The organism is Leptolyngbya sp. BL0902 (genome assembly GCF_016403105.1).
Taxonomy (GTDB): domain Bacteria; phylum Cyanobacteriota; class Cyanobacteriia; order Phormidesmidales; family Phormidesmidaceae; genus Nodosilinea.
Map to the genome: position 1 here is coordinate 3963019 of NZ_CP046155.1, position 13889 is coordinate 3976907.

Sequence of the window (13889 nt, forward strand, 5' to 3'; positions counted from 1 at the left end):
GCCGCGAGTTTGCCCACCCAAAAAACACCCATGGGCGTCTAGGACGGCTCCATGGGTGCCTGGGGGAAACGATGGCGACGGGCTAGGCCGCGACGAGGGCTTCGGCTTTGACTGCCAGTTGGGCCAGCACGCCGTTGATGTTGGCCTTGGCATCGCCGAAGAACATGAGGGAATTGTCGCGGTAGAAGAGGGGGTTATCGACCCCGGCATAGCCCGCCGAGAGGCTGCGTTTGACGACGATCACCGTTTCCGCCTTCCACACTTCCATCACGGGCATTCCGGCGATGGGGCTGGTGGGGTCTTCCTGGGCGATGGGGTTCACGGTGTCGTTGGCTCCGATCACCAGCACCACGTCGGTTTGGGCAAAGTCGTCGTTGATTTCGTCCATTTCCAGCACGATGTCGTAGGGCACATTGGCCTCGGCTAGGAGGACGTTCATGTGTCCCGGCATCCGTCCGGCGACGGGGTGAATGCCAAAGCGCACCTGCTTACCCTGGCTGCGGAGGATGCGGGTGATTTCGGCGACGGCGTGTTGGGCCTGGGCCACGGCCATGCCATAGCCGGGGACGATGACCACAGTCTGGGCCGCTTCCAGCACATCGATCACTTCGCTGGCGTTGGTGGCGGTGGCTTCCTCGGCGGTGCCCGCTTTTTTGCCGGGGGCGCTGGTGCCTTCCCCAAAGCCGCCCAGCACCACATTCAGGAAGGAGCGGTTCATGCCCTTGCACATGATGTAGCTGAGGATGGCCCCGCTGCTGCCTACCAAGGCTCCGGTGATAATTAGCAGATCGTTGTTGAGCATGAAGCCCGCCGCCGCCGAAGCCAGACCAGAGTAGCTATTCAGCAGGGAAATCACCACCGCCATGTCGGCCCCGCCAATGGCCATCACAATCACAATGCCAAAGATGGCGGACACGGCGGCGAGCACCCCCAGGGGAGTCAGCCCTTCGGTGCCCGTGGCGCTGACGAAGGGGAAGGCGAAGGCGACCATCGTCACCAGCATGGAAATGGTGAAAAAGTGACGGGCAGGCAGCAACACGGCGCGGCTGGGCACCATGGATTGCAGCTTGGCCACGGCAATCACCGATCCCGTAAACGTCACCATGCCGATGAACACCCCGGCATAGATTTCGATGCGGTGAATCAGCACATCCGCCCCCACCAGGGTGGAACTGGGCTGGAGATATTCCGCAAAGCCCACCAGCACGGCGGCGAGACCGACAAAGCTATTCAGCAGGGCCACCATTTCGGGCATGGAGGTCATGGCGACGCGGGAGGCGGCGAGGGTGCCCACCAATACGCCTAGGCCGATGGAACCGAGCTGGATGGGATAGCCCTGGCTGATCAAGGCGGTGGCGAGGAAGGCAATGGCCATGCCACAAATGCCCAGCAGGTTGCCCCGCTTGGCGGTGGATTGGTGCGACAGCCCGCTGAGGCTGAGGATAAATAGGGCGCTGGCCGCAATGTAGGCGGCGGTCACGAGGTTGTTGGACATGGGAAAGGGGGATAGGGGGAAACGTTTTTGAATTTTGCCTTTTGAACTTTGAATTCAAAAGGCAAAATTCAAAGTTCAAAAAGGACTGCTCAGGCACTATTTATGAAACATATTCAGCATTCGCTGGGAGACCATGAAGCCGCCTGCGATGTTGACGGTGCCGAGGAAGAGGGCGATGGCTCCGAGGATCGTCATCGGTGAGGTGATGTCGTTGGAGATTTGCAACATGCCACCGATGATGATGATGCCGCTGATGGCGTTGGTGACGCTCATCAGGGGGGTGTGCAGGGCGGGGGTCACGTCCCAAATCACCTTCCAGCCGAGGAAGCTGGCTAGAATGAAGACCGTCAGGTGGGTGAGGAAGGACTCCGGTGCCCAGAGGCCGATGGCGACGAAGGCGAGGGCGATTAGGACGGGCCAGATCAGTTGGGCAATGGGGGACTTTTTGGCAGGGGTGTCGTCTTTGGACGTGCTAAATACTGAGGACTCCGCCGGACTGGGTGCCGCTGGGGCTTCCGGCTTGGGCGCAGGCCAGATCACTTGTCCTTGGTGAATCACCGTGGTGGCGCGGATCACCTCGTCGTCGAGGTTGAGGTCGTACCCCTTGGCTCCACCCAGGTCGCTGAGCAGGTGGTAGAGGTTGTTGCCGTAGAGTTGGCTGGCTTGGGCGGCCATGCGGCTGGGCAGGTCAGTCAGGCCGATGATGGTGACACCGTGGTGGGTGATGATTTCCCCCGGCTGGGTGACTTCGCAGTTGCCGCCCTGTTCTGCGGCCATATCTACGATGATCGACCCCGGTTTCATGCTTTCCACCATGTCACGGGTAATCAGCAGGGGCGCTTTTTTGCCGGGGATCAGCGCTGTGGTGATGATGATATCCACCTCCTTGGCCTGCTGGGCAAACAGGGCCATCTCGGCGGCGATGAAAGCTTGGCTCATCACCTTGGCATAGCCACCGTCCCCGGTGCCGTCCTCTTGGAAGTGCAGTTCCAGGAACTCGGCCCCCATGCTCTGCACCTGTTCTTTCACCGCAGGGCGAGTGTCAAAGGCTTTGACGACGGCTCCGAGACCCCGTGCCGTGCCGATAGCGGCCAATCCCGCCACCCCAGCGCCGATGATCAACACCTTGGCCGGAGGGGTTTTGCCCGCTGCTGTGATTTGCCCAGTGAAGCAACGACCAAACTGGTTGGCGGCTTCCACCACGGCGCGATACCCGGCAATGTTGGCCATCGAACTGAGGGCATCCAGCTTTTGGGCGCGGGTAATGCGGGGGACGGAATCCATCGCCAGCACGGTGCCGCCCTGGTGGGCCAGTTTCTCCATCAGGTCAGGATTTTGGGCAGGCCAGATGAAGCTGATCAGGGTGCCATCGGGGCGGAGCAGATCGGCTTCGTGGCAGTCCAATTCGGGATGCCACTGGGGCGCACGGACTTTCAGCACAATATCCGCCCTCTGCCACAGGCTACGGGCATCGGGCAGAATGCGGCAACCGACGGCTTCGTAAGCCTGATCGCTAAAGCTTGCTGCCGCCCCGGCTTGGGATTCGACCAGCACCTCAAAGCCCAACTTTTGCAACTTCTTGACCGTATCTGGGGTGGCGGAAACGCGCTGTTCTCCCGCAAAAATTTCCCTAGGAACACCGACTGTCATCCCTGTGGGCTTAGCCTCAGTAGAATCCTCCGTCATGGGTTCAATTGGGGTGGCGATAGTCATGGGTAATTATCCTTAATCTCTATTCCTGAGGGGCCAATATTGTGCATCGGAAAAAACAAGCTAAAACTCAACTCAGCCAAGACAAAATAGGTTTCAATCCTAGCCAAGAGCACAAAGAACGCGATTTGCGATGCTTAAGATAATCCGTAATTCAGGGATAACATCATTCCCATGCGATAAAGCATCGAATAAATGACAGCCCGTAAGTTTTGGATATTAGCCGAAAAACAGACCTTTCTCCTGAGTAAGCCTCTATGACTTTGCCTGAAAGTGGCTATCAGTACCCCAGTAAATCCCTACAGTGAAATTGAGGCTGAATGATTTACAAAGCGCAAACAAGATCCAAAGCTTTACTATCTGGATAGTAAAGGGAATGGGGAGCAATGGGGAGGAAACTTCAAGAATGTTTTATGTGTCTGCAAATAACGACAGACTGTGTGCGGTCTAGAATGTAGAGTCTTCGGCGTTGTTTCGCCTAGGCCGCTGTTTCGTCTAGACCCAGCCTGTGGACTGGGGCCACCCCGCCCCTAGGGGTTTAAGCCGGGGGGCGGCTCAGGGCAAACGCATACTCATTTTGTGAGCGTCAGCACCTTGAAGAGATAGTCGTTATCCCATCCGGCCTTGAGTCGTTTGGCTTTTTTGCCAACCTTGGCGGAGGATTCCTGCGTGAGAAGGTTGAGGGCCAAGTGTCGCAAGACGACCATATTTTGGGGGGCGTAGCCCGTGCGAATGCGACAGTCATCCTCATGGAAAGCGACATCAAGGCACCAGTGGAGGCTATTTTCAATGCCCCAGTGGCTGCGGGTGGCCTGGGCAAAGCGCTCTACTCCGCCGTCAAGGCTGGTGAGATAGTAGCGTTGGGTGATCGTGGGAGCCTGCCCAGGAAGACGACGCTCCGATTCAATCAAGCCCACCCGCTTTAAGCCGAGCCACTGGTCGGCATCGACGAGATGCTCCACCTCCCCCAGGAGCCAATGACGGCGGATTTCAATGCGACCATGGCCTTTCTCAATCGTTTCATAGGCTTCGTGGGGCATGGCCTTGAAGCCCTGCTGTCGGGCATGGTCAAAGATCTGCTGCACATCCTCGTAAAGGCCGGGCTGATTGCCCTTGAGGCTGAGGATGTAGTCCCCTTCCTGCTCAATAATCTGCTGGGCAATGGCCTTCTGAGTCCCCATGGCATCTAGGGTGACGATGCATCCTCTCAAGGCCAGCACCTTCAGTAAGGCTGGAATGGCCGTGATTTCATTCGATTTCTCATCCACGGCCACTTGCCCAAGCACCAAGCGATTCTCCGCCGCCCAGGCGCTCACCATATGGATGGCCCCCTTCCCTCGACCTCGGTCATAGGACTGCCGCACCGTTTTGCCGTCAATGGCCACCACACTGCCCTCACTCAGCGCCGATACCGATTTCACCCAACTCAGAAAACACCCCTGCAATTGGTCGGGGTCAAGTTGAGCAAACAGACGGCTAATCGTGTCGTGGGACGGAATTCCGCTTGGCAGCGCCAGAAAGGTCTTCAGCCACGCCGCTTTGCTTTGCCCGTAGGCTTCCACCTCCACCCAACTCTCCGCCCCACAGACCACCGCACAGATCGTTAACCCGATGATGTCTAACAAGCGGTGCTCAATCAGGTACGGAGTACGCGGATCCTCTAACGACTCAAAATGATTCAGCAGCCTATCCGTGGGGGCCATAGGATGTCTCCATCTCAACCTTCCCCATCAGTATCCCTGTTTCCACGAGTATGCGTTTGCCCTGGGGGGCGGCTGGATGAAGTTGCGGGTGCTAAAGAGGCGGCGACCCTGGCGAGAAGCCACGATATCGATGCGGATGGGGCCAGCGGCATAGATATCGCGGAGGGCAACGGCTTGTAAATCAAGGGGTTGGGTTTCTTGCTGCACAGCGGTAAGGAAGCGCAGCAGGGTCTCGGTACGGTTGTCGGCGATGATCACATCGTCTTCGATGACGCCGTTTTGGGTGGCGATGAACTGGGTGGAGGCTAGCAGCACGTTCATGCGTTCCACCAGTTCTTGGTCGGAGCGGGTGGCGGTTTCGAGGGCTACGCTGGAAATTACGGTGCCCTGGGGGGCAATGAGCGCATTGGGGCCAGCATCCACAAACACCCGAATGCAGGGGGCTTCGCCGCGCACTACGCAGGGATCGCCAATCACATAGTTAGCCGCCGAAAGCACCCGAATCACAAATTCTCCCCCCGCCGAGAGCCGATCCACGAGGCGCTCTACCTCCTGGTTGCCAATGGCGATGGCCTGTTGATCGAGGGGAGTGCCGGGGGCAATGGCCTGGATGGCAATTCGGTTGGCCTCCGCCAGCAGTTGGTTCACCACTTCCCTCGCCTGGGCGCGGCTGGTGATGTTGACCACGCCGGAGAGGAGTTCCTGATTGCGACCTAGGGCAATGCTGCCCTGAAACAACCCTTGAAACTGGCTTTCTAGGTCTCTTACCTGTTGGGCGAGCAGGTTTTGCTGGGTTTGCAAGTCGGCTAGTCGTTGCTCCCGCTCGGCAATGGATTGATCCCGCTCAGCGATGGCTTGATCTAGGGTGGCAATGGTTTGGTTGATGGCAGCCAGGGATCGATCTCGCTCGGCAATGGCGGCATCCTGCTGGGCAATGGTGGCATCGCGTTCGGCAATTTGGGCTTGAATGGTCTGCTGTTGCTGCACGAGGCGATCCCGCTCGGATCGGAGGGTTTCGGTGGAGCGCTGGAGGGCCTCAGCCTGGGCCGAAACCGTGGTGAGCTGATCGCGGGTGCGTTGCAGTTGGGCTTGGGTGCGCTCCTGTTGTTCTACCGCTTCCTCTAGGGATTGGTTGATGTCTCGCAGTCGAGCCAAGGCCCGCTGCCGTTCTGTGGAGGCTGAACGCAGATCCTCCCGTACCTGTGCCTGTTCCGCGAGGGACTGGGCCAGTTGATCCTCTGCACTCGCTAGGTCTGATTGGATGCGACCTAGCTCGAATAACCCCGTGCGAAGCTGGCTGCTGATGCCAAATAGGATCGCCAAGGTGGAGGCCGAAATGACGCTGCCCGTGGCAATGCTGACCAGGGTCGCTGTTTGGCGGGGGCGCAGGTTGAACAGGCTAAGGCGAGCCTTACCCACCTTAGTCCCAATGCGGTCGCCGACGGTGGCAATGATCCCGCCTAGCACCAGCATCGCCAGTATCAATACATATCCAGAAACCATGCCCCTGCGGTCAACCCTGTTCCATTCACTCCCTGCCTCACTCTACTGTACGGATGCAGGCTTGGGGGGCCGATGCCCGATTCTGAGGCATCCCCTTACCGCCGAGGCTGAACGGCCTGACAGACGAAGGACAGGAGATCCGCCGCTGATAGGTTAGCTGGTTGGCCAGTGCCCACTGGGGAAGCGGCGGTGTCGGGGAGATCCATCGCTGGCGTGGTCGCCGGAGAGGTCTCTGCCGAAACTGGCCGACAGTCGTAGGTTTCCAGGGGTAGGGCGGTACCATCCACACTCACCACCCCCTGATACTGCCAAAAATACTTGGCGCTACGCTTCACCGACTCCAAACATACCCGATGCGCTCCTAGGGGCTGACATTTCAATGCCGCCACCGCCGGACGAGGCCAAGCCATCACCGCCACCGCCAACCACACCGCCAGCACCCCGATCCCCACTCGCCTCACCATCGCCCCAACTCCCGACTCCCGACTCCCGACTCCCAATCCCTAACCCCGATGCACATGGTAGGTGGGGAAGGATCCATAGTGCTTGGCCCACAGCACTTGCCCCACATAGTCGCAGGTGAAGGCTTGCACGTTTTCGGAAGCGGCCATGGCGGCAAAGGCTTGGCTGGCGTAGACCCGGCCAGGGGGGGTAATGGGCTCAATGCGGGCAGCGTGGTTCACATGGTTGCCCACGTAGTTCACCTGTCCGGTAATAGGATCCACGTTGCGATAGACGGGGCCAGCGTGGAGGGCAATCCGCAGGTTCATGTCCGGCGGCAGGTGGTGGTGCTCCCATTGGGTGGTTTGCATCAGGTCGCATAGGTCAAGGGCAAAGGTGCCCGCCTGCTCCACTGAGGCAAAGACGTAGTAGAGGGCATCGCCCCAGGTATTTTTCATGAGGGGTGGGACGGGCATTTGATCAGAGAGTTGGGCAATGGCCCCTAGGAAGCACTGGGAAAACTGCAACACCTGATCTTCCTTGAGGTCGGTGAAATGCACCACATCGGCAAAGAGGAGGGCACAGATTTCCCGCTGGGTGTCGGCAGCGGCGGGCGGAATCGAGATTGGAGGAGATGAGGGCTGAGACCCCAACCCTTGGTCAGGGCAATGGCGGGCCAGCAGCGCAGCGAGATCGACAATGTCCACATGGTCATTCCACTGCCGCCAGTAGGAGACGGTATGGGCGGTACCGCCATGGCCATCCCCCGGTTGGCCGTCCCACACGGCCAAGGGCACCAGGGAGGTTTGCAACTGTTGCGCCCGCATACTAGCCAGCCCGTGGAGCAGTCGATTGGAGTACTCGTAGGAAATAGCGTCGTCCTTGGGCTTGTGATCTGAGGCAATGATCACCTCCCGCGCATGGGACAACACCCGCTGAAACCGAGCCAGCCAATCGTCCGTAGCTTCGTCGGAGGGTTGATCCTGCACCGCATCGGCCACGAACTGCTCTTGGTTGTAGGGCAGCACAATGTTGAGTTCGCCCCCCAGATCCAGCAGCGCCTCCAAAAACAAGATATCGCCCCCCGAAGCCGCCGAGGCAAAGCCCACGTAGGTGCCTAGGCTCTTCAGCCGCTCGTAGATGGCCTGATAGACTGGGCGTTCCAACTCCGCTGGAAAGCGAGGAACGGATCGTCCGGGCTGGTCTACCCGATGCCCACAAAACACCGCCACCCTCGGCAGGGAAAACCACTGGTTGAGGGTTTCCACCTCCTGGTTAAAATGGCGCATCAGCAGGGCCGCATTGCGATAGCTGGAGCTGAGGTCGCCGTAGCGACTGGCCCCCCGCTGAGCGGCCTGGGTGTAGTATTGGGCGGCGGCATCCCAGTGGTTCAAAATCAACTCCGCTTCGCCTAGGGTCGCCAGCACCCAGTAGGTATCTTGCTCCTGGGTGGTTTTTTCGGCGAGGGCCGTTAGGCTGAATTGACGCACCTCCTCCGCCAGGGTTTGGGCCAGAGCCAAGTCCCCCGCCATCACCGCCATGGTGGCGGCGTTGATGCCCGTCCAGATGCTGCGGCTGTGGCGATAGGCTTCGAGATATTCCTGAAAGGCGAGGGTTAAGTGTCGCTGTCGCTGCTCTGGATCGCGGGACTGCTTCCACAGGTCTTTGTGGGTGCGGGCATAGAGCCCCAGGGTTTGTTCGTCGCGCTGGCCCATCTGCACCAGTTCTGCCAGCAGTTGGTTAGCTGCTTGAGTGGCTCCGCTGCGGGCTAAGGACAGGGCCAAAAGCTGCTGCAATCGCAGGTTATCCGGCCAGCGATGGAGCCCTGCCATGACCACGTCGTAGGCCAGGATGGGCTGTCCCTGCTGAAGCAGCATATCCCCCAGGGCGGTGTGCAGGTCGGGGGTGGCGGGTTGCAGGTTAATCAGCTCATTGCGTAGGGCCACCAGTGACGCCAGTCGAATATTGGCAGGGCTGTTTTCCCCGGCGAGCTGGGGCACCTGCAAGGGTGGGCTGGGGGTGGTGTTGGTTCCCGGTGGTGGATTGGCCTCAGACGCCTGCATAGCTAAGCGATAGCCCATGGCCAACACGATCTTGAAGTTATCTAGGAACAGCCGCCGTTTGGCGGTTTTTACCTCCTCTGGTAACGCCTCAAAGGGCACCAGGTGGGGATGGGTTTGGCGCACTGGATCCACCTGCGATCCTTGCTGCCAGCCCAGGTGCAGCAGGGCATTACACCAACGGCCATGATCCTGCTGAGACAGCGCTTCCGCCAACTGCACATATTCTGGCGGCAGCACCACCGAGGACGTATCCAGCAAACCCGTAAAGTATTCCACAGACGTGTGACCGACGAGGGGATGAACAACAGAGGATGAACGATCAGGGCAACTCGATCCGATGGCTCTAGGTTAACAGGGCACTTGCCTGGGCGGTATCTTCCCGGTGGCAATCTTGGCCAGGATCATCACCCCCCGCTGGAGAACGCCTCGGCTATTCCCTAGCGGCTATGGTCAGCTTCGTTGTAGAAGGCCAGGGCGCTGCGCCATACCAGGTAGCCATTGGCATTGAGGTGCAGGCCATCGGTGGACAGATCAGGGCGCAAAAATCCCTCACCATCCACAAAGAGGGGATAGAGATCGAGGTATTCTACCCCAGCCTCGGAAGCCACCTGTTTCAACTGGGCATTGACCGCCACAATGCGCTCTGGGGGCAAGGCCAGCAGCCGATCCCGGCCTTCCCAGGTCGCCGATGGGCCACCGTGGGGCAGAATGGACTGCACCACAATTTGAGCCTGGGGATGTTGCGCCCTAAGACGGCTGATGATCGCCCGCAGGTTGCCGACTAGTTCGGCATCGGATCGACCCCAAATCAGATCGTTGATGCCGATCATGATGAAGACCGATTCAACCGGATTTTGATCGAGCAGGATGATGCGATTCAGTAGGCCGCTGGAATTTTCCCCGGAAATGGCCTGGTTTAGCCAGGTGCGGCGACCGGGCAACAGGCTAGACGGAAACCAAAGGGAAATGGAATCCCCCAGTAACACCGTTTGGCGGGGCAAATTGGCCTGGGCGGCGGCAGTGGCTTCCGCCTCTAGCAGCGCTACCCACTGCTGGTAGTCGAGGGTGCGACGGTCGCCCAGGGTGGGCGGGGTTGCGGGGCCAGAGAGACCATCAGCCGCAAAGGCATTGGCCACCGACAGGACGCCGTGGGTAGGACGATGCACCTGCCGAAACAGCACCAGCACCGTAATGAACAGCAGCCCATTCAGCACCAGGGATAGTAATACCCATAGGGGCACCTCCTCCAGCCGCCGCAGGGCTGAAGCCAGTTGGGGGGGAAGGGAGCGAGGCGAAGTCACCGCGTTAGGATATCCGAGAAAAACGGCAGGTTCAAGGACAGAGACAACCTGGAAGGCAGGGGTCAAGGCCTATGGCCCAAATTTTACGTCCAAAATCTCGATTCGTCCTGCCTGAACTGCCTATGATTGGACGATGGCCGCTCCCTCTACACGTTAAACCGGAACAGCATCACGTCGCCCTCCTGCACCACGTAGTCTTTGCCCTCGCTGCGTACCAAGCCCTTTTCCTTGGCGGCGGCCATGGAGCCGTGATCGACGAGGTCTTGGTAGGCAACAGTTTCGGCCCGAATAAAGCCCCGCTCGAAGTCGGTGTGGATGACGCCTGCGGCCTGGGGAGCCAGCATTCCGGCTTTGATCGTCCAGGCGCGGGTTTCCTTGGGGCCAGTGGTGAAGTAGGTTCGCAGGCCCAGCAGTTCGTAGGTGGCGCGAATCAGGGTCATCAGTCCCCCTTCGGTGACGCCTAGGGCATCCAAAAAGTCCCGCCGTTCGTCGTCGTTGAGGTCGATTAGTTCCGATTCTACCTGGGCCGAAATGACTACTACTTGCGCCCCTTCCTGGGCAGCGACTTCGCGCACCTGTTCCACCCAGGCGTTGCCGCTAGCCAGGTCGTCTTCGGAGACGTTGGTGGCGTAGATCACGGGCTTGCGCGTCAGCAGACCCAGGGGTTTGATGATGGCCTCGGCTTCGTCATCCAGCTCTACCTGGCGGGCAGTTTTGCCTTCGTTGAGGACGGGCAGAATTTTTTCCAGGATGGCTAACTCGGCCTGGGCTTCTTTGTCGGCGCGGGCCAGCTTGCGCACACGATCTACCCGCCGTTCCAACTGAGCCAAATCCGCTAGGGCCAGTTCGAGGTTAATCACCTCCATGTCGCGCACCGGATCGACGGAGCCGGACACGTGGATGATGTCGTCGTCCTCAAAGCAGCGCACCACATGAACAATGGCATCCACCTCGCGGATGTTGGCCAAAAACTGGTTGCCCAAGCCTTCCCCTTGGCTGGCCCCTTTGACCAGTCCGGCGATGTCCACAAACTCCACCCGTGCAGGCACCGTTTCGGCAGAATTAGACAGATCCGTTAGCACCTGAAGCCGAGGATCGGGCACCGCCACCACTCCTACGTTGGGCTCGATGGTGCAGAAGGGAAAGTTGGCGGCTTGGGCCTTGGCGTTGGCAACCACGGCATTGAAGAGGGTGGATTTTCCAACGTTGGGCAGGCCCACAATTCCGGCTCGCAGCATGGGTTTAGGTCTTGGGATAAGGGGACAGGACATACCATCATACCCCTTCAGCATAGGGGACGCTGTTCCCAATTCAGCCGCCCTTGCCGTCGCCTGTTACAACCGCTGAGGGTTGCTATACCCTTAAGGACGACAGGGGCTTTACCGATGGGCCTGAAAACACCGTGGGCAGGGGAGGACAGGGGCAATGGCGAGGAGCAGTTGGCGGACGGGGGTAATGGGCCTAGGTCTAGGGCTGCTGCTGTCGGGCTGTCAGACGTTGGGGCTAGCGGGTTCCTCCCCTGATGGTGCCATAGAATCCGGCAATCAGTTTGTTAGTCGCTCGGTGCGGGGAAGTCAGTTAATTAGCCGTACCCTGCCCGCCAGCTTGAGCCTGCGCCGGGGCTGGCAAATGGCCCCTCCCCAGACGCTCCACCCCAATGCTGATCTGCAAGCCTACCATCCCGGACAGGCCATTTTTTTGGTCGTGTTGGGGGAAAGTAAGACCAGTGTTGCGTCAGGAACCCTAGAGCAGCAGGCGCTTCAATACCTCCAGATCATGCGGCGGAGCTTTGACCAAGTGACCAGCCCAGAGTCGCGCACGGGGGTGGCCCAAATTAGCAGCTATCCGGCGGTGCAGTATGCCTTCCAGGCTGCTGTGCGGGGGGAGTCTGTAGCCTACCTTCACACCACCGTTGAGATGGGTGAGTATTACTACCAAGTCGTAGCTTGGACAAGGGCCGACCGCTATCCCGCCAACGCCGACGAAATGCGGGCCATCGTGCAAGGCTTTGGCCCCGATTAGCGTTGCGTGCCTTCAGCCAGGTTATCTATGGTTGTCTGTAACCTCTCTGGGGTTTACCTGTCGCCCATCTGTGGCCTAATAGAAAAGGACAAAACGCGCAGAAGGAGATCGTGGGCGTGAGTAAGCAGTGGCTCGGTGGCCAAGGAACAAGCGGGATGATGGCGCAACTGAAGGCGCTATGGCCAAAACTGGCCTCCTGGCAACGAGGGCTGGGCCAAGGGGTGATGGTGCTCGGCCTCGTTACCCTGCTGTGGCTTGGTCTAGGGGGGCAACCCAGCGCCCAGGCGGGCCTCACCGACGATAACTATGACGGCAACATCTTCGCCCTCTATGCCGGAAATGGCTCCCTCGTGCCGCCCAAGGTTAGCCTAGAGCAGTCGTTGAAGTACAACAAACCCGCCATTGTCGTCATCTACGTGGATGACAGCAGCGACTGCAAACTGTTCTCCTCCACCGTTTCCCAACTGCAAGCGCCCTACGGTCGGGTGGCCAACTTCATCCCCGTTATGGCCGACGCCATCCCCGTCAAAGCCGAGTATGCCCCCAACGAACCGGGCTACTACTTCAAAAACGCCGTTCCCCAAACCCTGGTGTTCGACGCCGAGGGCAAGCTGCGCTTCAACGAAATTGGCAACGTCAGCTACGAAGCCATCGACGACGTGATGCGCGACATCTTTGACCTGCTGCCCCGCACCGAATCCGTAGAACTGCGCCGCCGCCCCGTCAACGAAGTCAACGTAGAACTCGTCCCGGTTGATTAGTCGTCGTTGGTTTGCCCTCACCCTAAATCCCTCTCCCAACCTGGGAGAGGGACTTTGAAACTCTTCTGGCTCCCCTCTCCCTTCTGGGAGAGGGGCTGGGAGTGAGGGCTGGGGGAACGTGTTGATTCACCCAACCTATCAGATCTGCCCCATCCATGCAGCGACTCATTGTTCAACCCAGCCAAATTCAGGGCAATCACCTTACCCTCACGGCCGACCAACAGCACTATCTCTATCGGGTGCTGCGGCTGGCAACGGGGGATGGCTTCCTGGCCTTGGATGGCCACGGTCAACAGTGGGTCGCCACGTTGGGGAAGAGCCCGGAATTAGCCCACCTCGACTCGCTGGAATCGGCCATCTCCATTCTGCCGAACGTCACCCTAGCCATTGCCCTCCCAAAAGGCAGCGGCTTTGACGACGTAGTGCGCCAAACCACCGAACTGGGCGTGGCCACCCTGCAACCGCTGATCACCCAGCGCACCCTGCACCAGCCCAACCCCAAAAAGCTAGACCGCTGGCAACGCATCGCCGCCGAAGCCACGGAACAATGCGAACGCCCCCAACTGCCCAGCCTGTCCCCCCCTAAAACCTGGGCCAATTACCTCCGCCAAGACCTGCCCCCCCAGCGCTGGATCTGCCTCGCCCGTGGAGATTCCCAACCGTTGCTCACCATTGCTCAGGCCAGCGATCCCAACCTGGACACCGTGATTGCCACTGGCCCAGAGGGCGGCTGGACAGACTCCGAAATTGAAGCCGCCCTCGCCGCCGGATTTCAGCCCGTTTCCCTGGGGCCAACGGTGCTCCGGGCCGTGACTGCTCCCATAGTGGCTCTGTCGCTGGCCCTAGCAGGGCTTTCCCGTTAGGGCTAATTGTCGCAGATGGCGCTTCAC

At 59.5% G+C, this 13889-nt stretch carries 11 protein-coding genes; 3 read left to right on the top strand and 8 right to left on the bottom strand.

Going from position 1 to position 13889, the window contains the following annotated elements; genetic code table 11:
- Window positions 1-82 precede the first annotated feature (82 nt).
- The 8 genes from GFS31_RS17585 to ychF all read right to left on the bottom strand — a co-directional run bounded on the left by GFS31_RS17585 (window position 83) and on the right by ychF (window position 11454).
- Complete coding sequence (locus tag GFS31_RS17585) at window positions 83-1495, bottom strand: NAD(P)(+) transhydrogenase (Re/Si-specific) subunit beta (RefSeq protein WP_198806039.1); 1413 nt, start codon at window positions 1493-1495, stop codon at window positions 83-85.
- Between the two features lie 96 nt (window positions 1496-1591).
- Entirely contained in the window at window positions 1592-3208 is a 1617-nt protein-coding gene (gene pntA / locus GFS31_RS17590; protein WP_317135046.1) for a Re/Si-specific NAD(P)(+) transhydrogenase subunit alpha, read from the bottom strand.
- Window positions 3209-3777: 569 nt separating this feature from the next.
- Window positions 3778-4908, bottom strand: a complete 1131-nt coding sequence (locus tag GFS31_RS17595; RefSeq protein WP_198806040.1) for an ISAs1 family transposase — start codon at window positions 4906-4908, stop codon at window positions 3778-3780.
- A gap of 27 nt (window positions 4909-4935) precedes the next feature.
- Entirely contained in the window at window positions 4936-6411 is a 1476-nt protein-coding gene (locus tag GFS31_RS17600; protein ID WP_198806041.1) for a DUF3084 domain-containing protein, read from the bottom strand.
- 95 nt (window positions 6412-6506) lie between these two features.
- The gene (locus GFS31_RS17605; RefSeq protein WP_198806042.1) at window positions 6507-6875 is read right to left on the bottom strand and encodes a hypothetical protein; all 369 of its coding nucleotides are present in this window, start codon (window positions 6873-6875) and stop codon (window positions 6507-6509) included.
- A 39-nt stretch (window positions 6876-6914) separates the two neighbouring features.
- Entirely contained in the window at window positions 6915-9191 is a 2277-nt protein-coding gene (locus GFS31_RS17610; protein ID WP_198806043.1) for a TRAFs-binding domain-containing protein, read from the bottom strand.
- A 161-nt stretch (window positions 9192-9352) separates the two neighbouring features.
- Window positions 9353-10216 (bottom strand): GDSL-type esterase/lipase family protein, encoded by an 864-nt coding sequence (locus GFS31_RS17615; RefSeq protein ID WP_198806044.1) that lies wholly within the window; start codon window positions 10214-10216, stop codon window positions 9353-9355.
- A gap of 146 nt (window positions 10217-10362) precedes the next feature.
- Complete coding sequence (gene ychF / locus GFS31_RS17620) at window positions 10363-11454, bottom strand: redox-regulated ATPase YchF (RefSeq protein ID WP_198806045.1); 1092 nt, start codon at window positions 11452-11454, stop codon at window positions 10363-10365.
- 187 nt (window positions 11455-11641) lie between these two features.
- Here ychF and GFS31_RS17625 point away from each other — a divergent pair, with 187 nt between their 5' ends.
- The 3 genes from GFS31_RS17625 to GFS31_RS17635 all read left to right on the top strand — a co-directional run bounded on the left by GFS31_RS17625 (window position 11642) and on the right by GFS31_RS17635 (window position 13862).
- Complete coding sequence (locus tag GFS31_RS17625) at window positions 11642-12238, top strand: hypothetical protein (RefSeq protein WP_198806046.1); 597 nt, start codon at window positions 11642-11644, stop codon at window positions 12236-12238.
- Window positions 12239-12354: 116 nt separating this feature from the next.
- Entirely contained in the window at window positions 12355-12999 is a 645-nt protein-coding gene (locus GFS31_RS17630) for a thylakoid membrane photosystem I accumulation factor (protein ID WP_263974863.1), read from the top strand.
- A gap of 155 nt (window positions 13000-13154) precedes the next feature.
- Window positions 13155-13862, top strand: a complete 708-nt coding sequence (locus tag GFS31_RS17635; protein WP_198806047.1) for a 16S rRNA (uracil(1498)-N(3))-methyltransferase — start codon at window positions 13155-13157, stop codon at window positions 13860-13862.
- The last annotated feature ends 27 nt before the right edge of the window (window positions 13863-13889 follow it).

Excerpts from the sequence above, each read along its gene's own strand:
- GFS31_RS17585 (WP_198806039.1), bottom strand. The coding sequence starts at position 1,495 with ATGTCCAACAACCTCGTGACCGCCGCCTACATTGCGGCCAGCGCCCTA.
- GFS31_RS17625 (WP_198806046.1), top strand. The coding sequence starts at position 11,642 with ATGGCGAGGAGCAGTTGGCGGACGGGGGTAATGGGCCTAGGTCTAGGG.
- ychF (WP_198806045.1), bottom strand. The coding sequence starts at position 11,454 with ATGCTGCGAGCCGGAATTGTGGGCCTGCCCAACGTTGGAAAATCCACC.
- GFS31_RS17635 (WP_198806047.1), top strand. The coding sequence starts at position 13,155 with ATGCAGCGACTCATTGTTCAACCCAGCCAAATTCAGGGCAATCACCTT.
- pntA (WP_317135046.1), bottom strand. The coding sequence starts at position 3,208 with ATGACTATCGCCACCCCAATTGAACCCATGACGGAGGATTCTACTGAG.
- GFS31_RS17600 (WP_198806041.1), bottom strand. The coding sequence starts at position 6,411 with ATGGTTTCTGGATATGTATTGATACTGGCGATGCTGGTGCTAGGCGGG.
- GFS31_RS17595 (WP_198806040.1), bottom strand. The coding sequence starts at position 4,908 with ATGGCCCCCACGGATAGGCTGCTGAATCATTTTGAGTCGTTAGAGGAT.
- GFS31_RS17605 (WP_198806042.1), bottom strand. The coding sequence starts at position 6,875 with ATGGTGAGGCGAGTGGGGATCGGGGTGCTGGCGGTGTGGTTGGCGGTG.